At 57.1% G+C, this 26,540-nt stretch carries 22 protein-coding genes; 11 read left to right on the top strand and 11 right to left on the bottom strand.

All coding sequences use genetic code 11. The annotated features are described in order from the left end of the window. Positions 1-142: 142 nt before the first annotated feature. A complete protein-coding gene (locus E1H13_RS11325; protein WP_169613526.1) occupies positions 143-1,675 on the top strand; it encodes an N-acetylmuramoyl-L-alanine amidase in 1,533 nt (510 codons plus the stop codon). Positions 1,676-1,738: 63 nt separating this feature from the next. On the opposite strand, the gene E1H13_RS11320 is transcribed toward E1H13_RS11325, so the two are convergent. Both E1H13_RS11320 and E1H13_RS11315 read right to left on the bottom strand, forming a co-directional pair. Continuing rightward, positions 1,739-2,092 carry a DUF565 domain-containing protein gene (locus tag E1H13_RS11320; RefSeq protein ID WP_169613525.1) on the bottom strand — a complete coding sequence of 118 codons (354 nt, stop codon included), beginning with the start codon at positions 2,090-2,092 and terminating at the stop codon, positions 1,739-1,741. Between the two features lie 137 nt (positions 2,093-2,229). After that, complete coding sequence (locus tag E1H13_RS11315; RefSeq protein WP_169613524.1) at positions 2,230-4,455, bottom strand: pentapeptide repeat-containing protein; 2,226 nt, start codon at positions 4,453-4,455, stop codon at positions 2,230-2,232. Between the two features lie 343 nt (positions 4,456-4,798). Between E1H13_RS11315 and E1H13_RS11310 the strand changes: the two genes are divergently transcribed. Beyond that, complete coding sequence (locus tag E1H13_RS11310) at positions 4,799-5,206, top strand: hypothetical protein (RefSeq protein ID WP_169613523.1); 408 nt, start codon at positions 4,799-4,801, stop codon at positions 5,204-5,206. Here E1H13_RS11310 and E1H13_RS11305 read toward each other — a convergent pair. The 5 genes from E1H13_RS11305 to petB form a co-directional block, all read right to left on the bottom strand. Then, positions 5,203-5,604 carry a hypothetical protein gene (locus E1H13_RS11305; protein WP_169613522.1) on the bottom strand — a complete coding sequence of 134 codons (402 nt, stop codon included), beginning with the start codon at positions 5,602-5,604 and terminating at the stop codon, positions 5,203-5,205. The genes E1H13_RS11310 and E1H13_RS11305 overlap by 4 nt on opposite strands. Continuing rightward, positions 5,601-6,851, bottom strand: coding sequence for a glycosyltransferase family 4 protein (locus tag E1H13_RS11300; protein WP_169613521.1), 1,251 nt, complete (start codon positions 6,849-6,851; stop codon positions 5,601-5,603). The genes E1H13_RS11305 and E1H13_RS11300 overlap by 4 nt, the downstream gene beginning before the upstream one ends. A gap of 175 nt (positions 6,852-7,026) precedes the next feature. Continuing rightward, on the bottom strand, positions 7,027-7,470 hold the full coding sequence (locus tag E1H13_RS11295) for an anti-sigma regulatory factor (RefSeq protein ID WP_169613520.1): 444 nt from the start codon (positions 7,468-7,470) through the stop codon (positions 7,027-7,029). Positions 7,471-7,822: 352 nt separating this feature from the next. Continuing rightward, positions 7,823-8,305: a cytochrome b6-f complex subunit IV gene (gene petD, locus E1H13_RS11290; protein WP_169613519.1), complete on the bottom strand. Its 483-nt coding sequence runs from the start codon at positions 8,303-8,305 to the stop codon at positions 7,823-7,825. 129 nt (positions 8,306-8,434) lie between these two features. Continuing rightward, a complete protein-coding gene (gene petB / locus E1H13_RS11285) occupies positions 8,435-9,103 on the bottom strand; it encodes a cytochrome b6 (RefSeq protein ID WP_169613518.1) in 669 nt (222 codons plus the stop codon). A gap of 343 nt (positions 9,104-9,446) precedes the next feature. On the opposite strand from petB, the gene ctpA reads away from it, so the two are divergent. Continuing rightward, the gene (ctpA, locus tag E1H13_RS11280) at positions 9,447-10,682 is read left to right on the top strand and encodes a carboxyl-terminal processing protease CtpA (protein ID WP_169613561.1); all 1,236 of its coding nucleotides are present in this window, start codon (positions 9,447-9,449) and stop codon (positions 10,680-10,682) included. 8 nt (positions 10,683-10,690) lie between these two features. Beyond that, positions 10,691-11,956, top strand: a complete 1,266-nt coding sequence (locus E1H13_RS11275; protein WP_169613517.1) for an HD domain-containing protein — start codon at positions 10,691-10,693, stop codon at positions 11,954-11,956. Here E1H13_RS11275 and E1H13_RS11270 read toward each other — a convergent pair. Continuing rightward, positions 11,941-12,618, bottom strand: a complete 678-nt coding sequence (locus E1H13_RS11270) for an MBL fold metallo-hydrolase (RefSeq protein ID WP_169613516.1) — start codon at positions 12,616-12,618, stop codon at positions 11,941-11,943. The genes E1H13_RS11275 and E1H13_RS11270 overlap by 16 nt on opposite strands. A gap of 151 nt (positions 12,619-12,769) precedes the next feature. On the opposite strand from E1H13_RS11270, the gene E1H13_RS11265 reads away from it, so the two are divergent. The 4 genes from E1H13_RS11265 to pruA all read left to right on the top strand — a co-directional run bounded on the left by E1H13_RS11265 (position 12,770) and on the right by pruA (position 18,689). Beyond that, positions 12,770-14,242, top strand: a complete 1,473-nt coding sequence (locus E1H13_RS11265; RefSeq protein ID WP_169613515.1) for a site-2 protease family protein — start codon at positions 12,770-12,772, stop codon at positions 14,240-14,242. 170 nt (positions 14,243-14,412) lie between these two features. Next, positions 14,413-14,871 carry a hypothetical protein gene (locus E1H13_RS11260; RefSeq protein WP_169613514.1) on the top strand — a complete coding sequence of 153 codons (459 nt, stop codon included), beginning with the start codon at positions 14,413-14,415 and terminating at the stop codon, positions 14,869-14,871. Between the two features lie 274 nt (positions 14,872-15,145). Continuing rightward, positions 15,146-15,325 (top strand): hypothetical protein, encoded by a 180-nt coding sequence (locus E1H13_RS11255; RefSeq protein WP_169613513.1) that lies wholly within the window; start codon positions 15,146-15,148, stop codon positions 15,323-15,325. A 358-nt stretch (positions 15,326-15,683) separates the two neighbouring features. Beyond that, positions 15,684-18,689 carry an L-glutamate gamma-semialdehyde dehydrogenase gene (pruA, locus tag E1H13_RS11250; protein WP_169613512.1) on the top strand — a complete coding sequence of 1,002 codons (3,006 nt, stop codon included), beginning with the start codon at positions 15,684-15,686 and terminating at the stop codon, positions 18,687-18,689. Between the two features lie 145 nt (positions 18,690-18,834). On the opposite strand, the gene E1H13_RS11245 is transcribed toward pruA, so the two are convergent. Together E1H13_RS11245 and E1H13_RS11240 are read right to left on the bottom strand one after the other, a co-directional pair. Beyond that, a complete protein-coding gene (locus tag E1H13_RS11245) occupies positions 18,835-19,281 on the bottom strand; it encodes a hypothetical protein (RefSeq protein ID WP_169613511.1) in 447 nt (148 codons plus the stop codon). A gap of 24 nt (positions 19,282-19,305) precedes the next feature. Next, a complete protein-coding gene (locus tag E1H13_RS11240; RefSeq protein WP_169613510.1) occupies positions 19,306-20,079 on the bottom strand; it encodes a peptidoglycan-binding protein in 774 nt (257 codons plus the stop codon). 49 nt (positions 20,080-20,128) lie between these two features. Between E1H13_RS11240 and E1H13_RS11235 the strand changes: the two genes are divergently transcribed. The 3 genes from E1H13_RS11235 to E1H13_RS11225 all read left to right on the top strand — a co-directional run bounded on the left by E1H13_RS11235 (position 20,129) and on the right by E1H13_RS11225 (position 25,926). Continuing rightward, the gene (locus E1H13_RS11235; RefSeq protein WP_169613509.1) at positions 20,129-20,926 is read left to right on the top strand and encodes a hypothetical protein; all 798 of its coding nucleotides are present in this window, start codon (positions 20,129-20,131) and stop codon (positions 20,924-20,926) included. 171 nt (positions 20,927-21,097) lie between these two features. After that, positions 21,098-23,695 carry an HDIG domain-containing metalloprotein gene (locus E1H13_RS11230; RefSeq protein WP_169613508.1) on the top strand — a complete coding sequence of 866 codons (2,598 nt, stop codon included), beginning with the start codon at positions 21,098-21,100 and terminating at the stop codon, positions 23,693-23,695. 20 nt (positions 23,696-23,715) lie between these two features. Continuing rightward, positions 23,716-25,926 (top strand): amino acid permease, encoded by a 2,211-nt coding sequence (locus E1H13_RS11225; RefSeq protein WP_169613507.1) that lies wholly within the window; start codon positions 23,716-23,718, stop codon positions 25,924-25,926. A gap of 22 nt (positions 25,927-25,948) precedes the next feature. Here E1H13_RS11225 and E1H13_RS11220 read toward each other — a convergent pair whose 3' ends face one another. Further along, complete coding sequence (locus E1H13_RS11220; RefSeq protein WP_169613506.1) at positions 25,949-26,257, bottom strand: hypothetical protein; 309 nt, start codon at positions 26,255-26,257, stop codon at positions 25,949-25,951. Positions 26,258-26,540: the final 283 nt, after the last annotated feature.

Below are 26,540 nucleotides of genomic sequence, written 5' to 3'. Positions count from 1 at the left end.
CTGTACCGGCGTTCTAAGCGCAATCACTCAATCGCATCAGGCTCGCCATAGCGAGCCTGATGCGATTGAGTTATGCCCTACCGATGACACCAAATGGCCAGCCGTCGCTATACTGTCGGTTGGTCATTTTTTGGTCGTGCTTATGGAGTCGAGATGGCTCATCGCTGGCGCACTAGCTCCCATCAGTGCTTTAGTCATAACTGTCCCCGTCAGGGCAGCTACCCTCCAGTCCTGGTGGTTTGACGCCGAGGCGAATCAACTGGTGTTTACCACAGATAGCGGAGTGCAGCCTACGGCCCAGATGCTGTCAAACCCCACTCGCATCGTGGTTGATTTGCCCGACACCCGGCTGGGGGGCAACAATACCCGCCAGGCGGTAGGAGGGGCGGTACGGGAAGTGCGGGCTGGGCAGTTCGATAGCCGAACCGCTCGCCTAGTGATTGAACTATCTGAGGGCTATGCCGTGGCTCCTCAGGAGGTCAGAGTTCAGGGAGTACGGCCTAACCAATGGGTGGTGCAGCTACCGACTCCCTCCAGCACTGGAGCTGCACCGGCAGGGGCGATTCCTACGCCTAGTGCCAGTGCTAACCGGGTGCAGGGCCATACCGGCGCTGAGGCGGCCGCCACCTTGACGGGCGTCGTCACCACTGGCGATGGGTTTTTGATTCGGGTGAGGGGCGAGTCACCGACCCCCTCAGTGCAAATCACCGGGGAGGGGCTAGAGGATCGAATGGCGGTGATCGATCTACCCAATACGGTTGTATCCGAGTCCTTGCGTCCTGAAGATCTGCCCAATTACCGCTACAGCATTCTCACCTGGGACATTACCCAGCAGGACACCAATCCCCCCTCCACACGCATTGCCCTGAAATTGGGACCCACCAGCCCTGACTGGCGCGCCCTGCGAAACAATAGCGGGGTGGTGGTCTTGCCCCCTAGCGGAGTCCCCATCAGCAGCGTGCAAGACGAGCCGCCGCCCCCCCAAGCTGCACCTGCCGCGCCAGCGGCGGCGCAAGCCCCTCCAACGGCGGCGACCCCAGCTCCGGCCACCCCAACCCCGGCTACACCGCCCCTCGCTGAGCCTGCCCCACCCCCCAGTGGTCCTGTGACCATGCCGCAGGTGCCCAATGGCCGGGTGGTGGTAGCTATCGACCCTGGCCATGGGGGGCGTGATCCAGGGGCCGTAGGAATTAGTGGCCTGCAAGAAAAGCAAGTGGTCAATCCCATTTCCCTGCAAGTGGCGGAAATTTTGGAAAGCCAAGGGATTACAGTGGTGATGACCCGCCGGGACGATCGCACCCTCGATTTACAAACCCGCACTCGGATTGCCAACCAGGCCAATGCCCATTTATTTGTTAGCATCCATGCCAACGCCATCAGTATGTCCAGGCCAGATGTGAACGGGGTTGAAACTTATTTTGCCTCTGAATCGGGGCGGCGGCTGGCAACGGCCCTCCAATCCAGTATGTTGGCGGCCACCGGCATGAACGATCGCGGTGTCAAGCAGGCCCGGTTTTATGTACTGCGCCATACCACCATGCCAGCCGCCCTGGTGGAGGTGGGCTTTGTTACCGGTGCCCAGGATGCTCCCCGCCTAGCTGACCCGGCCTGGCGTAGTACGATGGCCCAGGCGATCGCCCGGGGAATTTTGCAGTACATTCAGCAGGGGCTGTAGGGGAAGAGAGAAGAGGGATGTGTCTAGATAAAAAGAATTGTCTGAGCCTGAACTGAAGTTACGTTAGCTGCCTAGTTTGAAGGCTTCTACGGCCAGGGCGTAGACGGCTCCTAGCTTAAAGCTATTGATGCAGTCAACCCACAGGGGTTTGGGCACTTTTTTCAACAGTTCAGGATCGCGCCAACGACGGCTATAGACCAGCCAGTTGACAAACTCTGCCGCAATCACCAGAAAGAGGGAAATGACCACATCTTGGGCCGCCGCTTGGCCTGCGATCGCGGCGATCGCCACCGCAAAATAGTAGCCCAGCAGCAGACTAATCAACACCAGGGAAATCCTGCGCCAGGGGTTAATCAGCCATAGCCTAAGCTGATCACCCAGATCATCAATTAAGGTGCTAAGTCGAGTACGTTGCATAGGCCGTTACCTATTAGGCTGGTTTCTGCTTCAGGATATCAGCTCCCATCTACCCATTCTTCGGTGCAGGACAGACACACAGGGCAGACACACGGGTCTGCCCCTGCATTCTCATCCACCCATCCACCCCTTCACCCCTAAAACCCTGCACCACAGGACGGATGTAGCCCCCCTTGCAGGCAGATATACGTTAACTGATCGCCCCGCAGGTTGCGGACCTGGGAGAAGTCAACCCCAGTCAGGGCCTCCCCTTGCTCTGGCTCCCTAGACGTCGTGATGAAACTATCAGCCTGAGGGCGTTCCGGGGTAACAAACTGAGCCCCGTCAAAGTTGGCTCCAGCTAGATTAGCCCCCGTGAGGACGACTCCTTCCAGGTTTGTGTTTTGCAGGTTAGCGTTTTCGAGATTGGCGTTAGTTAAATCAGCCCCCTGGAGCAGGCTATAGCTGAGGTCAGCCTGTACCAATCGCGCCCCTGGCAAACGAGCCCCCATCAGGTTGGTATCCGTCAGGTCAGCACGACTCAGGTCAGCCTTGCTGAGGCTAGCCCAGGCCAACGTCGCTTCCCGCAGGCGAGCGTCAACAAAACTGGCCTGGTCCAACCTGGCTTTAGTCAGGTCAGCTCCCACTAAACTGGTGTCCTTAAATTGGCCGTGACTGACATCTGCCGCTATAAAGCGGGTGCTGCTGGCATTGGCCCCAGAAAAATTGGCATAGGCCGCCTGGGCATTGCTAAGGTTAGCCCGCAACAGGCTGGTATTGCGAAACAGGGTGTGCCGCAGCTCCGCCGCCACCAGGCTAGCCTCGGTCAGGTCCGAACCACTGAAGTCGGTAATCCAGTCGTCGAAGGTGTCTTTGCGGCCATCCGGTCCAGGGTCAAAAAAGATAGCCTTGCGCAACCGTGCCCCCGCCAGTAGGGCATTGCGCCAACTGACTCCAGCCAGATTCTGTTGTTCTAAGACCAGGGTAAAGGCGTCGGGGCTATCGACCACATAGCCCAATTGGGTACCGCTCAAATCCACATCCTGCAGGTTGCCGCTGTGCAGCACCAAAATTTTGGCCAGGGTGCGCTTAATCGTCCGCTGCCGCAACCGGGGAATCATTTGCTGTTCCGGCGGCAGGGACACAATATCATTGGCCAGGGCTAGGTTCAGCCGCTGCAAGGGGGGGATGGCGGGTAGGCCCATGGTCACCAGAGCCTGTTGCAGCGTATCCAGCAGGGCCGGGTCACCGGTTTGGGCCAGCATATCCACCAGCAGGGTAATGGCTCGGGGATCTTGGGTGCTGGCCAGGGCCAGGGCGGCCGCCTGGCGATCGCTAAAGGAGGTGGCATTTTGGCTCAGGTTTTCGACCAGGGCCAAAAATAAATCGTCCGGCTGCTGGGCCATGGACTGGGGGGCGCGATCGCGGGATAACCATAGCCCCCCCACCGCCACCAAGGCCAGCACCCCGGCGGTTCCTCCTACCACAGGTAGGCTCAGATACCGTCGCCAACCCTGGGACTGGGTCGCCCCTAAGGCTGGATCGGGTGGGGCCAGCACAATCGCCCGCAGGCCACCATATTCTTCGGTTATTGTTAGCAGCGATCGGGGAACCAGGGGCATGCCCCTGGAGGTGACAAATCCATTCGGCCCAAATCCATAGGCCGACGCCCCATTCATGCCAGGGGAATCCGACGGCTCAGGTCGATACTTCAGGGGGATTTGCCCTCCCCGTAACAGCACCACCCGAGTGCCCGCCAGGTGATCATGGAGCGATCGCCGACTGCGACTGGTCAGGGCTGTCATGCCTTGAGCTAGGGTGCAGACCACAACCAATCCCCCCAGCCAGGGGAGCGCAGGAAAAGCACCACTGCCGACCCACAGCCCATAGGCCACCACCGTCGGTAATCCCCAGCGGCTCAGCTCACGCTTAATGGTCGTCCCGTACCCTGGCATCGGGCTGTCTGGGGTAGTCACTTGCAGCCCCAGCCAGACTTTGGGCCAGGTTTTACCGGTTTTACTTAAGCTGTGAATTTGGCTACCGGCCAGCACCACCGGTAGCCCCAAAGCGCCCAACCAAAGTAAATTGGTCAGAGGTGGCACTTCAGTGATCAGCATTGGGCGAGACCAGCCCACAGTCCGGGCGATCGCTCCCTGAACCAGACTAGCAGCAGGATTAAGGGGCACCACATCAGCGTCAGACCGCTGGCGTACCGCCTCCCCCAAAGCCCAGGGCAAGGCCACACTGCCGACCAGCAAACTGGCCTCCAACCCCCAAGCCAACACCCGTCGCAGGGCCAAGCTCCGCTGGTCAGAAAGCCAGCCTTTGACCGTCGAGGTGGATGCCTGGGCCGAAATAGGCTGCCGTTGGGAGGTCTGAGCCATAATCAACGATTCACAACTTCATTACCATCGCTGCCTATGCCACAGCAACAGGGTCAAGCCCACTCAAGTCCTAAACTGAGCACTAAGGAAAAAGGGGCTAAATATAGCTCCTGTTGTACCACTCAATTCAGGTTATGGGCACGCTTTCTGCCAGGTTAGTCAGGAAAGCACAAAATCTTCCGATAGAGTGTAACCATTGCTAACAATTAACCGTGGCATTTTTAAAACTGGTCCATCCACTGTCACAGTTACCTGGCTGACTGGCTAGGATTAGGTTAAATCAGGCAGAGCAGCTTAGCCATTAGCCGCAATCCCACCCGCCCGCGTTTCAGGAGGTTAAACCATGAAGGTGTTAAAGCCGTTTCTAACCCTATCCACCACAGCCATGTTGGTGATGGGCGGTGCAGCTCTGGCCCAACCTGTAGCTCAAACCCCCCTAGACCAACCCGTTCAAGCCAGTGGTTCGATTACCCCGACTCAGGCATCCAGCTGTGGCTTTTTAGCCAACGACCCCACCCAAATTTTGCAAGTCACCCAAGATTTTGCCTCGGTCCATGTCAATGCCACTGGGGACAGTGGCCTCACCCTACTGATTGAAGGGCCTGGGGGCTTTAGCGAGTGCCACACCACGAGCGATAGCAACGGGGCGATTAGAGCCCCAGGGCTGTTAAATCAAGGGAGCTATTCCTTCTTTATCGGCAACGCTAACCAGACCACCACAAACTACACCCTGACCATTAGCGAAGACTAACGTTGTTCCCCTTCAGGGAGGCTTGAGGGGGGATCGGGGGTCACATCTACGGCCGTCACATCAATGGTGCCCTCCTCTTGGAGACGGTGGAATCCTTCGCCGTCGGCCTTGAGCAGGGTGCCACAGTTGGGGCACTGGGTTTGGGTACCCTTAATGCCAGTCAAGGTCGTGGTACACACCGGACAGTCGGCCTGGACCAGGCTGCGCTTGAGCCAAAACCGGAACCCTAGAAACAGCAACACCGGGGCCAGCATAATCAACAGCACCAACACCGCTAGGGACCTGACCAACCACCCTAGGCCCACCGCACCCAACAGCCAGATCACGCCAAAAAACGCAATCCAGCAGCCAAGCCCTGACAGATTAATCTGCATCTGTTTAAAGCCATTTTGATTCACGGTGGGTCCTCTCCCTCTCCCTTGTGCTGGGGATAGTCTGTAGTCAAATGATGCTGACGACATCTTATTGTAGCGTCCAGGGTTGTGGCCCCAGGAATTGGGTGGCTCACCGCTGGCGTCAGGGCCAAGGCTTGGCTCAGCCGGTGGGCTAACGCCGGGGGACTAAAGACCGCCAGGGTTTCCTGCCGTAGCCAAGCCCCCTCGCAGCGCCGATCACGACCGGACAGCATGGCCAGGCATGCGGTGGCAACGGCGTTGACATCTTGGTAAGGGACGCGCCAGCCCAGGCGACCGTCTTGCAGTGGGTCTGCTGAGCCGTCTTGGTCCCCGGCAAGCACCGGAATGCCGCAGGCGAGTGCTTCTAGATAGACAATGCCAAACCCCTCCTGGGAGGGCATCACATAGGCCTGGGCCAGGCGATAATGGGCGGGGAGGGCAGCGTTGGGGACAAACCCCGCAAAGATCACCCGGTCAGCTATCCCTAGACCCTGGGCCAACGCCTCCAGGCGGGGTTGGTCATCCCCACGGCCAATCACCAGATATTTGATATTAGGAATCACCTCGGCGATCGCCGGTAAGGCCCGCAGGGTGACATCTACCCCCTTATACCTGTCCCCTGACCAAAGCCGGGCCACCGTCATGATCACCCGGCTATCCCTGAGGTGATAGGCGTCCACTAACGCTGGGTTGGCTGGCCCCGGGCAAAACCGATTTCCATCAACCACACAGGGCAGCAGCTGCACCCGCTGAGGGTCCAGATGATTGGCCAGACAAGCGCGATCGCGACTGTAGCGACTAATGGCCCAAATTTGATCAGCCTGGCGTAAGGCTCGCTGGTCCCACCAGGGCAGGGGCGACCATACCTCCTTGCCATAGGTGATGGCGCTGTAGGGAATGTTGGCCCCAGTACACAACAGGCTGACCAGCCCTAACAGCCGCTGGTGGCCACAGATGATACGTTGAGGGCGCTGCTGAATCAGATATCGGGTCAGGGTGAAGGCCAGTCGCAGGCGGCCCCACATCGCCCAGGAGGTAGCGCAGTAGTGGAAGGTGAACGGTCCATCCTCCCAGTCATAGGGGTTTTCCACTGTGGGAGAATCCCGCAGCACAAAGACATCCGCCGGGGGAGCCTCGGCCTGAGCCAGGTAAGCCTGTAGGACATCCCTGACATAGGACTGAATCCCCCCCTCACTGGAGAACACTTCCAGGAACACAAAGCCATAGGTGGAGGTCTTGGATACAAGCACAGCTAAACCTTGTCCTCGTCCAGAAAGGCAGAAGGCAGAAGGCAGAAAGGGAATCCCGCTCTGTGTAAGGGTTAGTGTCTACTGCCTGACACCTGGCACCTGACACCGAACACCTGCTACCTATCACCTGTTACCTATCACCCTCAGCAACGGTTGTCATATTTTGCCAGACAGTCTAGGCCGTGCATTTCCCATACGTCACGATCGACAGGCAGTTGCGCCCATCCTGCAAGCGTCGATAGGTGACCTTATCGGCCAGGCGACGCAACAGAAACCAACCATAGCCGCTGTCTAATAACTCCCCAGGCTGGGGTTCCGGCAGCGTTTCAGGGTTAAAGGGATCCCCATGGTCCCAAATGCGAATTTCTAGATGATCACAGCACAGGGCCAAATCAATGTCGATATCGGTGTCGGGAGGCAGGTGGGCATGGGCGTGGCGCACAGCGTTGGTAAAGCCTTCCGTTAGGGCTAAGGTCAAGCGATCGCTATGGTGAGCCACCCAGGCTGAATCCTCATCCAGGGAACGGCATACCTCCTTAAACCAACTCTGCACTTGACCGACCACATCTAGACGACTGGCCACCTGTAGATGCTCATGTCGTTTGGGGTTGCCTCTCATGGCTTGGCCCTTGGGCTTTAGAGTCTTTGATCTAAGCAACATCCGCAGTGTAAATGCTGAACTCAGCCAAAGGCGTGAGTCTAGCCAATCCCCTGGATCATTGCTAGAACACGCTTATAGGCTGGTTCAAATACCTAGGCTGGCAAAATAACGGCCGTTGGCAATCGGTAACAAAACACCCAACTCGACTCAACCCTGTGAATCGGGCTTGCGGCAGACAAACACCCTTAGGGGTCAGATTACCGGAAAATTGCATACTCTAACTTCAGCTTATCGAAAAAATTGCCCACGAAAAAGCCTGTGTAAACCGTTGCCGATCTACACAGGCTGACAATGACAATAACAGCTCGTCCTAAAACAGACCCAGAGTCAGGGACTTGTCAATCGGGAAGGTAGCCCCAATGCCCAACCACAGGGTTACTGCTGTGCCAAACAAAAACACACTAGTGGCCACAGGACGGCGGAAAGGATTCTGGAACTTGTTGATGTTCTCAATGAAGGGAACCAACATTAGCCCCAGGGGAATGGCCGTCATCGCGCCAATGCCCAGCAACTTATTGGGCACAATGCGCAGAATCTGGAAGGTGGGGTATAAATACCACTCCGGCAAAATTTCCAGCGGCGTGGCAAAGGGGTCAGCGGGCTCACCCACCATCGCGGGATCAAGTACCGCCAGGGCCACGCAGCAAGCAATCGTACCCAAAATTACCACGGGGAAGATGTATAGCAGATCGTTGGGCCAGGCGGGCTCACCGTAGTAGTTATGCCCCATACCCTGCTTGAGCATTTCTCTTAACTTAGGATCGCTGAGATCCGGCTTCTTAAGGGTCGCCATTCAAAAATTCTCCTGTTACAGCCAGCTTGGGCTAGGCCCAATAATTATCAAACCTAAGAAAACCATTGGCCCTAGGGCTAGCAGGCTTTCTTACATCAGCACCTTCAACTCAACCTAGGTTGGGTCAACTTACAAGGGACCAGAGATACCCTGCTTGCGAATCATCAGGAAGTGCAGCAGCATAAACACCGCGATCGCCCAGGGTAGGACAAACGTGTGCAGGCTATAGAACCGGGTTAGGGTCGCCTGACCAACCGCTTCGCCACCACGCATAAGTTCCACCACGGTAGTTCCCACCACAGGAATAGCCCCAGGAACACCAGAAACGATCTTCACCGCCCAGTATCCAACCTGGTCCCAGGGGAGAGAGTAACCGGTTACACCAAAGGTGACCGTAATCACCGCCAGCACTACACCGGTTACCCAGGTAAGCTCTCGGGGCTTTTTGAAGCCCCCAGTGAGATAAACCCGAAATACATGGAGAATCATCATCAGCACCATCATGCTGGCGGACCAGCGGTGGATCGACCGAATCAACCAACCAAAGTTGACCTCGGTCATCAGGTACTGCACAGAGCTAAACGCTTCAGTGACCGTGGGTTTGTAGTAAAAGGTCATGGCAAACCCAGTGGCGAACTGGATCAGGAAGCAGGTGAGGGTGATTCCACCCAGGCAGTAAAAAATGTTGACGTGGGGAGGCACATACTTGCTGGAAATATCATCGGCCAGAGCCTGAATTTCCAGCCGCTCGTTAAACCACTGATAGGCCTTAGAGTCGGTAACTTGCTTGGTAAACATGAAGCGGAAAGCTCTACATATCAATAATTGCCATCAATGAAAAATGTAACATAGCCTTCATGGCCTAGCCGCATTTCACTGGCTCAATTCTACCGCCCTCTGGTTCCTTAATGGCGAACAAACCCCTAGGAGTTATACCCTTGAGAGTTTCTTGCTGCCCCCAGAAGGACGAAAAATCAGATGAGAGCGAGCCTGCCAATCTGTAACATAATGTTACATGAGCGCTGATTTGGCAGGTTTTCGCATGCGGAAACCTAGGATTGAAGGGCACGGTTATCTGCGATCGCGCTTCCGAGAGGCCTTAGGTAAAATTGTTGCTATCTGCCCTGGGATGACTACCACTATGATCAAAGCCTTGTTACGTCTGCTGGTGTTGGGGGTATGGATTGGCTCTATGGCGCTGGCCGGGTCTGCTCCGGCACTGGCGTTGAATGAAGAACAGGCCCTGGTCGCAGAGGTATGGCGGATTGTCAACCGGGCTTATGTGGATGAGAGCTTTAACCACCACAATTGGTGGTTTGTGCGCCAGCGCATGTTAGATCGCCCCCTGGCCAGCCGCTCAGAGACATACCAGGCGATCGAAGACATGCTGGCCAACTTGGAAGATCCCTACACCCGGTTACTGCCCCCAGACCAGTATCAGAGTTTGCAAACCAGCACGTCCGGCGAGCTCACTGGGGTGGGGTTGCAGATTACCAAAGATGAGGAAAAGCCGGGTTGGTTGCGGGTGATTGCACCGATTCACGGCTCGCCAGCAGAAGCGGCAGGCATTCAACCGAAAGATATCGTGCTGACCATTGATGGGGTGGCCACCACTGAGTTATCTCTAGATGAAGCTGCGGCCCGGATGCGCGGGCAGCGGGGCACCAACGTTACCCTGGAATTACGCCAGGGAGACGAGACCACTCCCCACCAGGTGTCGTTAACCCGAGATGTGATTACCCTTAATCCGGTGTATGCCGATGTTAAAACCGTGGGCGATCGCCCCTTGGGGTATCTGCGCCTGAGCCAGTTTAACGGCAATGCCGCTGACAGTTTAGCCCAGGCCATCCGTGACCAGGCGGCCCAAGGGGTGGAGGGCTATATTCTTGACTTGCGCAACAATCCTGGGGGGCTGCTCCAGGCGGGGATTGAAATTGCCCGCCTCTGGTTGCCCCACGGCACCATTGTCTACACCGTCAATCGCCAGGGTATTTTAGATAGCTTCGAGGCATTAGGACCGGCCATCACCGATGCCCCGCTGGTGGTGTTGGTGAACGAGGGCACCGCCAGTGCCAGCGAGATTTTAGCCGGAGCCTTGCAAGACAATGGCCGAGCCACCCTAGTGGGCAGCACCACCTTTGGCAAAGGGTTGATTCAGTCGTTGTTTGATCTGTCCGATGGATCAGGACTGGCGGTGACTGTAGCTCGCTATGAGACCCCGGCCCACCACAATATCAATCGCCTGGGCATCACCCCCGATCGCCTGGTGTCCAGCCAACCCCTCAGCCGCGACACTGTGGCTACCGAAGCAGATCCCCAGTACCAGGCCGCCCTAGAGGTGTTGGGGCAAGCCACTGTGATTGCCGGTATACCCTAGGAGGGGGATTGGCTAAAGCCACACGCTCATACCACGACCCCCTCCACGGTGCCATTACCCTCCATGCCAGTGATCCGGTGGAGGCGCTGCTGATTCGGCTGATTGACACCCCAGCCTTTCAACGGTTGCGGCGAATTCGCCAGTTAGGGCCGGCCAGTCTCACCTTTCACGGGGCCGAAAGCTCGCGCTTTACCCATTCCCTGGGGGTACTGGCGATCGCCCGCCGGGCCTTCGATCAACTGCAACGGCGCTACCCGGTGTTGCAACCCCACCGGGCCACAGTCCTCTGTGCGGCCCTGCTCCATGACATTGGCCATGGCCCCTTTAGCCATACTGCCGAAGAAATCTTTGGGCTACACCACGAAGCTTGGACCCGCCAAATCATCCAGCAGGATGCCACGATTCACCAAATCTTGGCCGACCACAGCCCAGATTTAGGCACCGCCATTGACCAGGTTTATAGCCACCAGCATCCCCTACCGCTGGCGTGGCAGTTGATATCGAGCCAACTGGACTGCGATCGCATTGACTATTTGCTGCGGGACAGTTATTTCACTGGGGCCAGCTATGGCCAGTTGGATCTAGACCGCCTGCTCATGGCCCTGGAATTTGAGCCCACCAGTGGTCAGTTGGTGGTGGCCCACAAGGGATTGGCAGCGATCGAGCATTACCTGGTGGTGCGCCACTTTATGTATGCTCAGGTGTACAACCATGCCAAGAACATTTCTGTCACCTGGCTGCTCGAACAAGCCTTTGAGCGCGCCCGTATCCTGCAGCAGCAGGGCCAGCTAGAGGCTGACGCCGTGGTTCAAGCCTGGCTACAGGCCTCCCACCAACCTCTCGATTTAGACACCTACCTGGCGGCAGACGATATTGTGATTATCTACCACCTACAGCGTTGGCGGCACAGCGGCGATCGCTTACTAACCGACCTCTGCCGCCGCTTTTTAGACCGAGACCTGTTGAAAACCTTAGACGTCACCCGGGTCCCGGCAGAGGCCCAAACCGAATTGTTGACCAAGGTGCGCCACCACCTGGGGCAACAGGGCTATCAGGGAGAAATCTACAGTACGTTACGGCCGATTTTGAGTCGGGGCTACACCCTCTACCAACAGGGCATTTATATGCACATTGACAACACCTTTGTCGATATCAATGGCATCTCCCCCCTAGTACAAACCCTCAGTCAGCCCTACGAGCGCACTTGGCTACTCTACCCCCGCTGCATTCAGCCCTGGTTGCAAGCGGTCTGGCAAGGCTATAGCCCTGGCTGAGCCGACTGGTAGCGTTCTAAATCTAGGGCTTGAAGTTTGGCGTAGGCCTGGTCGATACTGCTCTGCCCGCGCAAAAAGCCGGTATTAGCACCCGGGCAGATGTGGGCCAGGGTGTCGGGGCTATAGCGGGACTTGAGCGCCTCCACCTGTCGCAGTTGACGGGGCCAGTGAAAGGTTTTGGCAAAGCGCAACGGTTCTGGTTGCCCCTGGCGGTTGGGCAACAGGTGTCGCCCAGTAAACAACACCCCCCCATAGGCACTGTGGTACAGACAGGTTGAGCCTGGGGAATAGCCTGGGGTCCAAAAAGCCTCAGAACGGGGGGTAAATCTAAAAAAATCCTGAAACGCGGTTTTTGGACAGGTGGGCAGCAAATAGGCTTCCTGTTCCTGAATCACCAGTTCACAGTCGAGCCGTCCTTGCAGGGTAGCGGCCTGACCTAAGCTAGTGCGATGGGTGATCAGCCACCAGCGTACGCCTCCCTGATCTGCCAGAAATTGCTGGATAGTGTCATCCCACGGGGGGGCATCCACTAAAATATTGGCTGGAGTGCCATCTGACTGCGCATCTACAATAAGATAAGCGGTAGCGCCCAACGTGTCGCGATTGGGGGCAAAGGCGTAGATGGTCTCGAAAATCTGTCGTGGCGGCTTCATCGTTAACATCGCGACAGTGACAATATCCTGTGCAGAGGCCAGTGAAACGGGGTGGAATGCTTATACTAACAGTACATCTTGCCTGCGCTAGGCTGCGTGTTTATAGGTTGCGTTTTTAGCTGTGATAACGGCCGGTTGGCCCATTGGCTTAGAGATTTAAATGTTGCTTTTTTGGCTATTGTTGTTGGGTGTCTTTACCTTTGTCGTGGTGCGGCGAAGTGTCAGCACCATTACCCGCACCCCTATCTGGTTGTTGTGGTTTGTAATGATGCTGCCTGCCTTTATTTTGGCCGGTTGGGTGGTTGTGCATGGCACCGATGAGCCAGCCCCAGCAGGGTTGCTGCTGACGTTGTTTATTGTTTGCCCGATGTTGTACTGGATTTTGATCCAGTGGGGGCGCAACCCTACTCCTAAAACAGCCCCTTCAGAGTCAGGAGCCACACCGGAGCCTTTGGTGCCTCAACCTACCAAGCCCCAACTCCGCCCCATCGATAAAGAGGAAGAGGCGGCTTTGCAAGGTTGTTTTCCCTGGTCGGTGTACTACCTGCAAAATATAGAATATCGACCTCAAGCCATGATTTGCCGGGGGCAGTTGCGGGCTTCCCCGACGGTGGCCTATGAAACCGTTAAGGAAAACATTGGCCGTCACTTTGGCGATCGCTTTTTAGTCGTCTTTCAAGAGGGCTTGCAAGGCAAACCCGTGTTTGCCCTGGTGCCGAATCCCCAGGCCCAGACTGAATCCCCAATCAATTCCCAGCGGTTAACCCGGCCTGGATTGGCCCTGGGGCTACTGTTAGTGACCCTGTTCACCACCACGGCGGCGGGAGCTTATATGGCTGGGGTGACTGATGACCAACTCCAAGAGGCGCCAGGGCTGATTCTGCAAGGGGTACCCTACGCCCTATCCCTGATGGTGATTTTGGGCTGCCATGAAATGGGCCACTACCTGATGGCCCGCCGCTATCGGATGAAAGCAACCCTGCCCTACTTCATTCCAGTGCCGTTTTTCTTAGGTACCTTTGGGGCTTTTATTCAGCTCAAATCCCCAGTGCCCAATCGGCGCGCCCTGTTTGATGTGGGCATTGCTGGACCTTTAGCCGGTTTGGTGGTGGCTCTGCCGCTGCTGCTGTGGGGACTAGGCCATTCAGAGGTGGTGCCGATTCCCGAATCGGGGTCTAGCCTATTGAGTTTTGAGGCTTTAGATCCCACAGCGTCGTTAATGTTGACCCTGCTAGCTAAGCTGATGCTGGGGTCGGCCATTGGGATCGATCAAGCCATTCATCTGCACCCAGTGGCGATCGCTGGTTGCTTGGGGCTAGTGGTGACCGCCCTGAACCTGATGCCGGTGGGTCAGTTGGATGGGGGGCATATTGTCCACGCCATGTATGGTCAACGGATGGGGCAGGCCGTGGGGCAAATTGCTCGACTGTTGGTGTTACTCCTGGCCCTGATCCATTCCGAGTTGCTGCTTTGGGCCATATTGCTGTTCTTTATTCCGGCAGCAGATGATCCAGCCTTAAATGACGTGAGTGAGCTAGACGATCGCCGCGATATGTTGGGGCTACTGGCCTTGACACTGTTAGTTATGATTGTGTTGCCATCACCGGGCTTTTTGACCCAGTTGTTGTATTAGCAGTCTGTCAAGCTAGACGTGACGGGTTAGCAGGGTCTGCGGTTCACGGTAAGCGGTTTAAGGCGAGCCGTAGACCGCTTACCGTAGGCTGTGTGAACCCTAAGTCACATTTCCCGTCATTATTTTGTTGACTCAATACTATTGGTCTATCAGATTAAGGCCTTATCCCTATGTCCTCAGATATCACCCCAGAACTAACCCAGTGGATTACAGAGGTGCGCACCCTCCAACAAAAACTGGCGGAGGCTCGTCAGGAACGGGACCAGGCCTATAACAGTACAGCCAACTGGCGACGCCTCTACGAAATCGAAGCCCGCCAGCGTCGGGAAGAAGCCGCAGAGCTGCGATCGCAGTTGCACGTCCTCCAACAGCAGGTACAACACCAAGCCAACACTCACCCCTCGCCACAAACGCTACTAGACTCGATCACAGCAGCAGACAGCCTCGATACGGTCCAGGGGCAACTGGAAGCACTGGTCAGCCGCTGTCACCAATTGAGCGAGCAACTCCAGGCGGAGCGAGCGGCCCATGCCCAAACTCGCCAAAGTTTGACGGCCGCCCTGGGGGATACCTTCGACACCCTGAAGCCAGAAACAGCCTTGGCTTTCAAGTCCCAATCTGGGGCCTGACCCTCGTCCTATTAAGGAGATTTCTGAGAAAGACAATCCCGCTTGTTGTCAGCGATCGTAGCTTTCGTAGGGTGGGCAATGCCCACCACTCAGCAGAACATGTCTCAGCAGAACATGTCCTAGAAGTCACTTAAGCTTTCTATCGTCCCCTTCTACCGGAACCCTCTATCGGAAGATAGAGCCCGCAGCAGACCATAATCTATATCACAGTAGATGCCACTACCGAGCCTGGCCGCTACTGTGAAGGTCATTGTTTTAAAGGATGGTATTAGCCATGATGCTTCTACTCCAAGCCACAGAAGGCGCTCCCTATTTGTCTACGCTGCTCCTGTTGGGTGGTCTGGGCTTTGTTGCGGCTGTAATTATCGGCTCCATAGCCTGGTATAACTCGAAGCGGCCCGCCGGCTGGGAGGACAAGGAGCGTCCTGACATCGTGCCTGAGGTCAAGAAATAAATTGATCGGCACAGATGCACGTCATACCCATCGTTGACGACAGCACGACAACAACACGATCGACACTTTCCAGAGGGATGTTGGCCAAGGCCAATGTCCCGTTCATGGTTTAGGGCAAGCCATAGCTACCATGGCATACATCAAATCATGACGTACCCCTCCCAATCGCCGCTCCATCCCTCAAGATAAGAATAGCAATCTCCCCTTAGGATCTAGCCATGTCTCTGGACCGATGATCGTCCCAGGGCGATTGCTAGCCAGGTAGCTGGCCAGCCTGGAGCTATATGAGTCCAGTCATGGCCGTAGCTAACTATATATTCGGGAATCAAGATACTCGGGAATCAAGGAGAACATCGCCGTGGTAGCCCCTACCCAAACCCCTCAGACCAGCGCCCTGCCCTACGAAAGCCAGACCCAAGCCCTAGCCCGTGACCTGCTAGCAGCCACCCAGGAGAAGAAGAATTTGTTGGCCCAAATGCGCGACCAAATGCGCTGGGACGACAAGATTATGGACTTTGCCATGGGCAATCCGGGGCTAAAGGTGCAGCTGTTTCGTTTTATTGATGCCTTACCAGCCCTGCGCAGCAAGCCAGAAATCGCCCGCCACCTGCAAGAGTACCTCTCGGCTGAGGAAGTTGAGTTGCCCGGTGCCCTCAAGGGACTGCTGAACTTTACGAACCCGGACTCGGTACCAGGGCAGATAGCGGCGACCACAGTGGCCCCAGCGGTGGAAACCCTGGCCTATCGCTACATTTCAGGCGAATCCATCGACAAGGCGATCAAGGCGATCGAACGGATGCGGAAAGACAAGCTAGCCTTCACCATGGATCTGCTGGGGGAGGCGGTGATTACCGAGGCGGAAGCCGAAGCTTACCTGCAACGGTATCTGGATCTGATGGAGCAACTGTCCCAGGCGGCAAAAACCTGGAAGCCCGTAGAGGCGATCGATACGGCTGACGGTAAGCCGCTGCCCAAGGTGCAGGTGTCTGTGAAGCTAACGGCGTTTTACTCCCAGTTTGATCCCCTCGATGCCCAGGGGAGTCGGGCCAAAGTGAGCGCACACATTCGCACCCTGCTGCGCCGCGCCCAGGAACTGGGGGTGGCGGTCCACTTTGACATGGAGCAGTACCGCTACAAAACCCTCACTTTGGCGATTCTGAAGGATTTGTTAATGGAGGCCGAATTTCGCCAACGGGATGACATTGGCGTCACCCTGCAAGCCTATCTGCGGGATAGCTACAACGATCTGAAGGACCTGGTGCTGTGGGCCAAGAACCGGGGCACCCCAGTCACAGTGCGCCTGGTGAAAGGGGCCTATTGGGATCAAGAAACGATCATCGCCCGCCAAAACGGTTGGCCTAGTCCGGTTTACAGCCAGAAAGTGTCCACCGATGCCAACTTCGAGCGCATGACCCGGCTGCTGCTAGAGAACCACCTGTACCTCTATGGGGCAATTGGTAGTCATAATGTGCGATCGCAGGCCCACGCCATGGCCGTTGCCGAAGACCTGGCTATCCCGCGGCGTCACATCGAATTTCAGGTGCTGTATGGCATGGCCGATAAACTGGCCAAAGTGATGGCCAATAAAGGCTACCGGGTGCGGGTCTATACCCCCTTTGGGGAGTTGATCCCCGGCATGTCTTACTTGATTCGTCGTCTCCTGGAGAACACCGCCAATAGCTCCTTCCTGCGCCAGAACCAGGACGAGGTACCGGTGGAGCAGCTGCTAGCCGTGCCCGCCTTTGCCCCCGAGGATGAGCTAGACGACCATGGGACGCCCCCATCCCCCCCGCCCCCCTTTCCCAACGCCCCCGACACCGACTTTGCCATCGCCACCCAGCGTACCGAAGCCGCCGCCGCCCTCAAGGCCGTCCACAGCCAACTGGGCCAGCACTATAACCCAATTATCAACGGGGAAGCGGTAGATACCGAGGCCACAGCCGATTCGGTTAACCCATCGAAGCCGACAGCGTTAGTTGGCACCCTGGGCCTGGCCAGTCAAGATCAGGCCGATGCCGCGATCGCCGCTGCCAAAGCCGCCTTCCCCGCCTGGGCCGCCACCCCAGCCAAAGACCGGGGAGCAATTCTGCGCCGGGCCGCCGACATCATGACCGCCCGCCGCCACGAGCTGAACGCCTGGATGGTGTATGAGGTGGGCAAACCCCTGGGCCAGGCGGACCCAGAGGTCTCGGAAGCCATTGACTTTTGCCGTTACTACGCCGACGAGATGGAGCGGCTGGATGCGGGCTATGCCTACGATTACCCCGGCGAAACTAACCGCTACCGCTACTTCCCCCGGGGCATTGCGGTGGTGATTTCCCCCTGGAACTTTCCGCTGGCGATCGCCACGGGGATGACCGTCGCTGCCCTGGTTACCGGGAACTGCACCATCCTCAAACCAGCAGAGAACTCGGCGGTGATCGCCGCTAAGATCGCCGAAATCTTGATAGAAGCTGGCATGCCCCCTGGCGTATTCCAATACTTGCCCGCCAGGGGGTCCACCGTGGGGGCGCACCTGGTCCAGCACCCAGATGTGCATATGATCGCCTTCACCGGTTCCCGCGAAGTGGGCTGCCGCATCTACGCCGACGCCGCCCAGTGGCGACCGGGTCAGCGGCACCTGAAGCGGGTGGTGGCGGAAATGGGCGGCAAAAATGCGATCATCATCGACGAAAGTGCTGATTTGGACCAGGCGGTGCAGGGGGTGGTTTACTCCGCCTTTGGCTACAGTGGCCAGAAATGTTCCGCTTGCTCCCGGACAATTGTGGTGGCGTCGGTGTACGACACCTTTGTGCGCCGCCTGATCGAGGCCACCCGCTCCCTCCATGTGGGGGATGCGGCCCAGCCCAGCACCAAGGTAGGACCAGTAATTGACGCCAACGCCCAGGCGAAGATTAAAGACTACATCGCTAAAGGTAAAGCCGAGGCCACCCTGGCCCTGGAGATGCCCGCCCCCGATACGGGCTACTTTGTCGGCCCTACGGTATTTACCGATGTGGCCCCTGACGCCGTGATTGCCCAGGAAGAAATCTTTGGCCCGGTGCTGGCAGTGATTAAAGCCCAAGACTTTGACCAGGCCCTGGCGATCGCCAACGACACCGACTATGGCTTAACCGGCGGGCTCTACTCCCGCACCCCATCCCACATCGACCGGGTACAGACGGAGTTTGCCGTGGGTAACCTGTACATCAACCGGGGGATTGCTGGGGCGATCGTGTCGCGCCAGCCGTTTGGCGGTTTCAAAATGTCGGGGGTGGGCTCAAAAGCCGGTGGCCCCGACTACCTGCTGCAATTTCTAGAGCCCCGCCATGTCAGCGAAAACGTGCAGCGCCAGGGCTTTGCCCCGATCGAAGGGATGGATTAATAAACCAGATCCAAGTCCAGGCCTGGAGTTCTGCCTGTGGGAAAACTCCAGATCCCGAGCTGGACTTGGTAGAGTAGGCGCTACCTGTGGATGCTGCCCCTGATTAACGGCCCCTGATTAACGGCCCTTGATTAATGGTCCCTGATTAACGATCGGGGGGTAGCGCCTTGGGGTCTTTTACCACGGTTGCCTCTGAACTGTCGGCAAACACACTTTCGGAGACCACACGGTTGGTCACCTCTTCCAGGTAGCTGCGCAAGGTTGCGTCCAGCTCTTGAAACTCAGGCCACAGGGTTTCGTCCACAAAGGTTTGGGGCACCCTGGCCATGACGGTGGTGTAACGCTGGCGATAGTAGCGATAGGGCTGAATGCCGTAGCGACGCAGCAGAGCCACAAACAGCTTGCGCGACCATATATCGTGGAGGGTGAACCGATACTCCACAGGCGGATCAGCCTGCCGGGCCGCCTCTAGGCGTTGGCGAATGCGGGCGATCGCCTGGGCAGAGGCTTCTTTTTCGCCGGGGGTGGTGGCCCCCGAGTGGAGCCGTTCGATGCTCTGGAGCTTTTGGATCAGCTTTTGTTCGTCAATCACAGGGGCAATTGGGAATGTAACAACTTAATCCAACACCCCCCAGGTGGCGGGGCCAACAATGCCATCCACCTCCAGGTTATTGTCCGTCTGCAAACGCCGTACCGCCTCCTCAGTGAGCGGGCCAAAGAACCCCGTGATTGGCCCACTGTAGACCCCATTACTGGTCAGGGCCTGTTGCAGCTGTCGCACGGCGTCCCCTTCCATGCCTGGACGCAAAACCGGGCGGGCCGTTGGGGAGGTGGCTGGGGGTGTAGAAGCCGGAGGGGTAGAGGCCGAGGGCGTGGTTTGGGTGGGGCCAGGGGTATTGCTGGGGGTTTCCGCCTGGGGGATGGTAGCGGTAGGAGGGCTAGCCTCAGCCGGTGGGGTGGGAAACAACTGGCTCCAGGTGGCTGGCCCCACAATGCCATCAGCGGTAATTCCCGCCGCCGCCTGAAACTGCTTCACAGCGGCCTCGGTATCCTCTTGATAGACCCCAGACACGGGGCCAGAGTGATAGCCCAGCAGCACTAACATCGACTGGAGTTCTTTGACCGCATCTCCCTGGCTACCAGGCCGTAATGTGGGCCGCACAATGCGCCCCCCCGTGACCGTAGGAGCCGCATTGGTGTCCACCGTAGAGGGAGCACCCAGATTAGGCACCTGTCCTAGGGCTGCTCCGGCGGCTAGCCCGGCCAACACCACACCGCTGGCTAGGCCACTGCACCACTGGCGGTAGTTCAGCCGAAGCAAGCAAAGGGTTGGCGAGGCAGGGGCTAAGGGGATCATGGTCACCATCTCCAGCAGGACAGACGAAAGCATTATATAGTCGTTAGTTAATCCGTAAAGGCTAAGGCTATAACCATAGCTTGTGAGTGTTAGTTTCGTGTCTACCCGACAGCGGTTTTGGGCCGTTGTGACCAGTTTGCTGGCCTGCGATCGCTGGTTGCAAGCGGTCAATTTTGGCGATCGCCCCGGCAGATCGGCCCAACCAGCAGACCCCTGGTTTGCCGGTGGCTTAGCGGTGGCCCAGGCCTGTACAAGCACACCGTTGCCCCCCGCCGACCGCTGGGGCCAGTATTTCCAAACCCAGGCCCAGGGACAACCAGGGGCGCTGCTGCTGGCGGCCTTACCAGTATTGCTGGTGAATGCCGATGGCTATGGTCACCGCCGTCGGGCCATGCAGCTGTGGGCTGAATCCCTGGGGCTTCAAGTACCAGATCAGATAGCCTTAGACCAAGGGTTTGTAATCATTTGTGACTCAATCATTTGTAACTCATTGAGTCAAAACCAGTCCCAGGGCAGCCACTCCCTAGAACCATGGCATCTGGAACAGCGCCATGGACGGCCAACGTCTAACCCGTCATCGGGCTATGGGCTGGCCCAAGTCCTAATCCAGCAAAGTCAACAGCAATTTACCCTAGCTCTAGAGCTGGCCGATCGGATGGGCTGGTCAACAGCCATGATCGGCCTCGTGGGCGGTCTCGTCGCCTGGCAAACAGGGACTGTACCGTTGCGGTTAAGCTATCCCATGGGTTCCCAGGCCTTGGCCTGGGGTGCCTCCTACCCCAACTTAGAAACCTTGGCTCAAACCCTCTATGCCACTTGGGCCGCAGGTCATGGCCAAGCCCTGGGTCAGGGGCTGGCACCGCCACCGATTGAGGCGTAGGAGGCTGAGAAGAACTGTCTACAGCCACCACTGCGACTCAAAAAGGGACGCTTATAATAGCTGAAGCAGTGCTCTAGCCTTGAGGGTTGATTTAACCTATGTGTAAGGCGTGGTCATCGGTCTACTGTTGCTACATGGGCAGAGTTCGTTAACGTTCCTAACCTTTAACCTATGAAGGCGATTCAGGATTTAGTGGCAACGGTTGAGCGATGGTGGTCAGGCAGCCCGCCCTCGATTAACCCCAAGACCAATCCACTGACAGGCCAGTCCTGGGCCGGTAAGCCGGTACCAGGACTGAAGCCGCTGTCGTCGTCCTCCATCGGCCCTTCCTCCACGGGGCTACCCGGTGCCGGGGCTGAGATGTCCCCCAGAAAGGCGGATGATACTGGTATGGCGGCGGCCCCGGTGGCACCCGCCTCCCGGCCTGCCACCTGTCGACCCACTAAACGACGTCGCGGTGTGCGTCATCCGAGACTCGCCCTCACGGTTACCATCCTCGGTCTGACAGCGGTGCTGGGCCAGCGCTTTTATAACCAACCTAGCTTGCAGGTGGGTAGTGTTGCCCCTGAAACGGTAGTGGCCCCCGCAGATGCCCGGGTAGAAGACCGTGAGACAACGGAGGAACGACGGCGAGATGCCCGAACCGGGGCATTGCGAGTCCTGCGGATTGACGATGCCACCAATGAAGCCGTTTTGCGTTCCCTGGGAAATTTAACCGGCCAGGTAGGGGATGTTCTGCGTCAAGCCGGGCAGGTGCCGTTTGTTTCTACGGCCCATCTGTCTACCCAGGTACAGTACTATCTACGCCAGTCTGACGATGCCAGTTGGCTGAAGTTACGCAGTCTAGTAGCCCCTGCTGCCGATGTAGACGCTGGGCCGCGCTCCGCCGTGGAACTGGAAACCCTAATCCGGGGCCAAACCCTGACCCCGGATCAAGAAAAGGCGCTGCAAGAGTTATGGTCCTACAACCAGCGAGCCTCCACCCAAGCGTTTGCAGAGTTACTCGATCGGGTTGAGCAATCTCGCCAGTCCTATCAGCAGGCCATGGCTAATCTGACGTTGCTTGCGTCTCAGGTGGACGGACTAACCGCTAGTCCGCAGCTGTTTGAGGTGAGTACCCAAGAGTGGGCCAACACCCAAAGTGGCCTGCGCCGGGCGGCAGAACGGATGTTAGCCCAGGGAATTGCCCCTGGATTGCCCGCTGATGTGTTGACCGAAGCCACTGAAGCCCAGCTACGGGGATCGGTGCCCCGGTCGATGGAGGGGGTTTCTAAGCCCCTGTTACTGTCAGTAATAGAACCTAACTTGGTGGAAGACTCTGACCGCACTCGCATTCAGGCGGATATGGCCGCTGAAGCGGTGAGGCCCGTCTATGTGGAGGTACAGCAAGGAGAGCTAATTGTGGCGGCTGGGGATACGATTTCCCATAGTGACTTTGTGCTGCTGGATAGCTTTAACCTGAGTCAGCGCCGCTTTAACTACTGGGGTCTGGCCATGTTTGGCGGCCTCGTGGGAGTTGGGGTAGGGGTTTTCCTGTTGATCGAGCAGTGGGTGCCCCAACGCCTACGCCAGCAAGACTATGTCTTGATCACCGCAATGGTGGTCAGTGCTGGGGTGATGAAGATGGTCAGTGTGGTGGCCTATGGGCTACCGGCCATAGGCTTGTTAGCCGGTAGCTTTTATGGGCCGGTACTGGGGGGGACAGTGGTGGTTCTCCTGGCGGTGTTATTGCCAGTGGGCGCTACGGTCAGTGGTATTCCCTTTGCGGCGGGGGCGGCGGGGGCCTTGGTGTGCAGTATTCTGGCGGGGCGGATGCGATCGCGGGAAGAACTGGCTCTGCTGGGGGGGGGCGTAGGCTTAACCCAGGGGGTCGTTTATGTGTTGTTGACCCTGGTGGTCAGCCCAGTGTCGCTGCTGTCAGCCTGGGCCACCATTTTGACTGGGGCCGCCCTCCAGGGGGTCTACGGGGTACTGTCGAGTATTTTGGCCCTGGGCATTAGTCCCTATCTAGAGCACCTGTTTGATTTGGTCACCCCAATTCGCCTGGCGGAACTCTCTAATCCCAACCGCCCCATGCTGAAGCGATTGGCTTCAGAAGCACCGGGTACATTTCAGCACACGCTGTTTGTGGCTAGTCTGGCGGAGGCGGCAGCTCGGGCCTTGGGCTGCAATGTGGAGTTGGTGCGCGCTGGCACGCTTTACCACGACATTGGTAAGATGCACGATCCCCAGGGGTTTATTGAAAACCAGATGGGAGGGCCGAACAAACACGACGAGCTAAATGACCCCTGGGTGAGTGCGGCCATCATCAAAAAGCATGTCACCGAAGGATTAGTCATGGCTCGTAAGTGTCGCCTGCCAAAGGCCCTGCGGGCCTTTATCCCCGAGCACCAGGGAACGATGCTGATCAGCTATTTTCACCACCAGGCAGAAGAAATAGCCAAGGACGATCCTGGTTTAGCGGTGGAAGAGTCCGACTTCCGCTATGATGGGCCGATTCCCCAATCCCCAGAAACCGGGATTGTGATGCTGGCGGATTCCTGCGAGGCGGCCCTGCGATCGCTGACCAATGCCACCCCAGACGAAGCCCTGGCCATGGTCAATCGGATTATGCGCGCTCGCTGGAAAGATAACCAATTGGTTGACTCGGGCCTCACCCGCGAGCACATGGCCGTGATTGCTGATATTTTTGTGCATGTGTGGCAGCAGTACAACCACAAGCGCATTGCCTATCCCAAAGCGGCCCTCACCCCGCGGATTAGAGCCTAAACCATGCAGAATAGCTATCTATGCCAGCTCAACCTGAAACCAAGACCGTCTCGAGCCCTACCAAGACGGCTGGACTAGGTACATTTGGAGGCGTTTTTACCCCTTCGATTCTGACCATTTTGGGGGTAATTATGTACCTCCGCTTTGGCTGGGTCGTCGGCAATGTGGGGTTGCTAGGGTCGTTCCTGATTGTGACGTTGGCCGTCAGCATTACCGGCTTGACCGCCCTGTCCATTAGCGCGATCGCGACGGATCGAGTGGTTCGTGTGGGCGGAGCCTACAATATGATCAGCCGCTCCCTAGGCATTGAAACTGGCGGGGCAGTGGGCATTCCCCTCTACTTTGCCCAGGCCTTATCGGTGGCGCTTTACACCATTGGGTTTGCCGAGAGCGTGGTCAGCGCCTTTGGCCGGTTTAACCAAACCTATGTAGCGTTGATTGTGACGATTTTGGTGGCGGTCTTGGCCCTGACCTCGGCTCAGGTAGCCATTAAGGCGCAGTACATCATTATGGCCTTAATCGTGCTGTCCCTCTTATCCTTAGCCTTTGGGTCACCCCTGGAAGAAACACAGGTAGAACTCTGGGGAGCCGCCGATGGGGAGCCGTTTTGGCAGGTCTTTGCCGTGTTCTTTCCGGCGGTAACCGGGATTATGGCGGGGGTGAATATGTCTGGGGATTTGAAAGAACCCACCCGCTCAATCCCCCTAGGTACCTTGGCGGCGGTGGGGACCGGCTATGCCATTTACATGGTGCTGCCCCTGTTTTTGGCCACCCGGGCCGATGCCATCACCCTGGTGGAAGATCCGCTGGTGATGCAACGCATTGCCCTGTGGGGGCCAGCGATTTTGTTGGGCATCTGGGGGGCCACCCTGTCGAGTGCGCTCGGCAGTATTCTCGGTGCCCCTCGAATCTTACAGGCTCTGGCCAGAGATGGCGTCTTGCCCCGCTGGTTGAGCTTTTTGGGCCACGGCAGCGGTCGCAACGACGAGCCCCGCCTGGGAACTACCGTCACCCTGGGGATCGTCGTGGCTGCAGTCACCATCGGTGACTTAAACCTGATTGCCCCGGTACTGACGATGTTTTTTTTAACCACCTATCTGGTGTTAAACATTGCGGCAGGGATAGAAGGGTTTCTTAACAGCCCGTCCTTTCGGCCTATGTTTGCCGTCCACTGGTCGCTGTCGGCCCTGGGGGCCATCGGTTGCCTGGCGGTCATGTTTTTGATCAATCCGGTGGCTACGGTGGTGGCTGGGGTAATTGTCACCCTGATCTTTTTGTGGATTCAGCGTCGTGAGCTACAGAGCACCTGGGGGGATGCCCGACGAGGCATCTGGATGATGTTGCTGAGAACCAGCTTGTTTCAACTAGGCCATTATCCTGATACCAAAAATTGGCGGCCGAACATGTTGGTGCTGTCGGGAGCACCTATGCGCCGCTGGGGCCTAATTGAGCTGGCCAATGCCCTTAACCACAACCGAGGTCTGTTTACAGTAACCAGCATTTTGCCCAGTGGCTCGCGCAACATCATGCAACAGCAGGAGATGGAACTGAGCATTAGCCGCTATTTGCGGGAGCGGGGCATTCAGGCACTGGTCAGGGTCCTGACGGCCCCAGACCCCTTTGAGGGGGTAGAGCGCCTGGTGGAAATCTACGGGTTGGGGCCACTGGTGCCTGATACGGTGTTGTTAGGGGATAATGAAACCCCAGACAACCGCGATCGCTATTGTCATCTGATCACTCAGCTGTATCGGTCAGAGCGAAATGTGATTATCTACTGCGATCGCGAATCACAGGTCGTCAATCGCCGTCGCCACATCGATGTGTGGTGGGGGGGGTTACATGCCAATGGTGCCCTGATGTTAATTCTTGCCGAGTTGCTGCGGGATGGCATCGAGTGGCGCTCTGCCCAGATTCATCTGAAGCTGGTGGTGCCCGATGAACAGGCGGCTTCTACCGCCAAAACAAACCTGAAGACCCTGGTACAAAACCTCCGGATCGATGCCACAGTGAACGTGCTGGTTGCCCAGGATCGTTCGTTTAGCGAAATTTTGCACCAGTCCTCTCAACAAGCCGACATGGTGATTATGGGACTGGCTGAGCCCAAAGACGACTTTCGTGACTATTACAGAGCCATACAAGAGCGTATTGCGGATCTACCCTCCACCGTCCTTGTCCTAGCTGCCCCTAACTTTGCGTTTGTTGATGTTCTGGAGACAGAATCCAGTCATTAAAACCGCCCCTTAAAAAACGGCCCTAATGCCCCTCCATCAGGTTACTGGTTTCAAAATCAGCGCAGTCAATGGCGGCCTCTGAAAGGGCAACCTTGGGATGCAGTGGGCATTTCAAAAAGGCGCTGTTGGTGAAATAACGGCAGTTGGCACAGGGAATTTTATGCATCATCGTGGCCCGATTGACCCCATCACGGATAGCTGCTACCAGATTCCAAGCCACTAAACCGACCAATAACCAGGCCAACACAAAGCACAGCGGCACCAAAATGGGCTGAATTAGCTGGGTTAGCGCGACGGTGCTTTTCACCAGCAGCTGTACGATTGTATCCATAGTGTTCTTAGGGTCTTGGGGGCTTGGGGCGTGACTATAGGCCCAGTTCGGTCACTCTGATTGCAGCTAACTAAACCTAACCCCAGTCTAGAACTAAGGTTCTCTCTAGGGGAAGGCACCAGTTTTCGAGCTGGACTTGGTATAGCCTACATTCCGCACTTTCAACTGGCACAGCGAGAATTAACCAGAGACCTCAGTAGAGGAGATAGTATTTCCGGCAGGGCGCTCCAAAGAATTGCAGGATATGGCGACGCTCATCGGTGAGGTTGACCACCTGGTGAAC

This window comes from Nodosilinea sp. P-1105 (genome assembly GCF_012911975.1).
GTDB lineage: Bacteria > Cyanobacteriota > Cyanobacteriia > Phormidesmidales > Phormidesmidaceae > Nodosilinea.
The sequence above is the reverse complement of the archived record's forward strand: the minus strand, read 5'-3'. Positions and strand labels throughout refer to the sequence as shown.

What these genes read in the sequence shown, in the direction of transcription:
- E1H13_RS11325 (WP_169613526.1), top strand. Translation starts at nt 143, where the DNA reads ATGGAGTCGAGATGGCTCATCGCTGGCGCACTAGCTCCCATCAGTGCT.
- E1H13_RS11320 (WP_169613525.1), bottom strand. Translation starts at nt 2,092, where the DNA reads ATGCAACGTACTCGACTTAGCACCTTAATTGATGATCTGGGTGATCAG.
- E1H13_RS11315 (WP_169613524.1), bottom strand. Translation starts at nt 4,455, where the DNA reads ATGGCTCAGACCTCCCAACGGCAGCCTATTTCGGCCCAGGCATCCACC.
- E1H13_RS11310 (WP_169613523.1), top strand. Translation starts at nt 4,799, where the DNA reads ATGAAGGTGTTAAAGCCGTTTCTAACCCTATCCACCACAGCCATGTTG.
- E1H13_RS11295 (WP_169613520.1), bottom strand. Translation starts at nt 7,470, where the DNA reads ATGAGAGGCAACCCCAAACGACATGAGCATCTACAGGTGGCCAGTCGT.
- petD (WP_169613519.1), bottom strand. Translation starts at nt 8,305, where the DNA reads ATGGCGACCCTTAAGAAGCCGGATCTCAGCGATCCTAAGTTAAGAGAA.
- petB (WP_169613518.1), bottom strand. Translation starts at nt 9,103, where the DNA reads ATGTTTACCAAGCAAGTTACCGACTCTAAGGCCTATCAGTGGTTTAAC.
- ctpA (WP_169613561.1), top strand. Translation starts at nt 9,447, where the DNA reads ATGATCAAAGCCTTGTTACGTCTGCTGGTGTTGGGGGTATGGATTGGC.
- E1H13_RS11270 (WP_169613516.1), bottom strand. Translation starts at nt 12,618, where the DNA reads ATGTTAACGATGAAGCCGCCACGACAGATTTTCGAGACCATCTACGCC.
- E1H13_RS11265 (WP_169613515.1), top strand. Translation starts at nt 12,770, where the DNA reads ATGTTGCTTTTTTGGCTATTGTTGTTGGGTGTCTTTACCTTTGTCGTG.
- E1H13_RS11260 (WP_169613514.1), top strand. Translation starts at nt 14,413, where the DNA reads ATGTCCTCAGATATCACCCCAGAACTAACCCAGTGGATTACAGAGGTG.
- E1H13_RS11255 (WP_169613513.1), top strand. Translation starts at nt 15,146, where the DNA reads ATGATGCTTCTACTCCAAGCCACAGAAGGCGCTCCCTATTTGTCTACG.
- E1H13_RS11240 (WP_169613510.1), bottom strand. Translation starts at nt 20,079, where the DNA reads ATGCTTTCGTCTGTCCTGCTGGAGATGGTGACCATGATCCCCTTAGCC.
- E1H13_RS11230 (WP_169613508.1), top strand. Translation starts at nt 21,098, where the DNA reads ATGAAGGCGATTCAGGATTTAGTGGCAACGGTTGAGCGATGGTGGTCA.
- E1H13_RS11225 (WP_169613507.1), top strand. Translation starts at nt 23,716, where the DNA reads ATGCCAGCTCAACCTGAAACCAAGACCGTCTCGAGCCCTACCAAGACG.
- E1H13_RS11220 (WP_169613506.1), bottom strand. Translation starts at nt 26,257, where the DNA reads ATGGATACAATCGTACAGCTGCTGGTGAAAAGCACCGTCGCGCTAACC.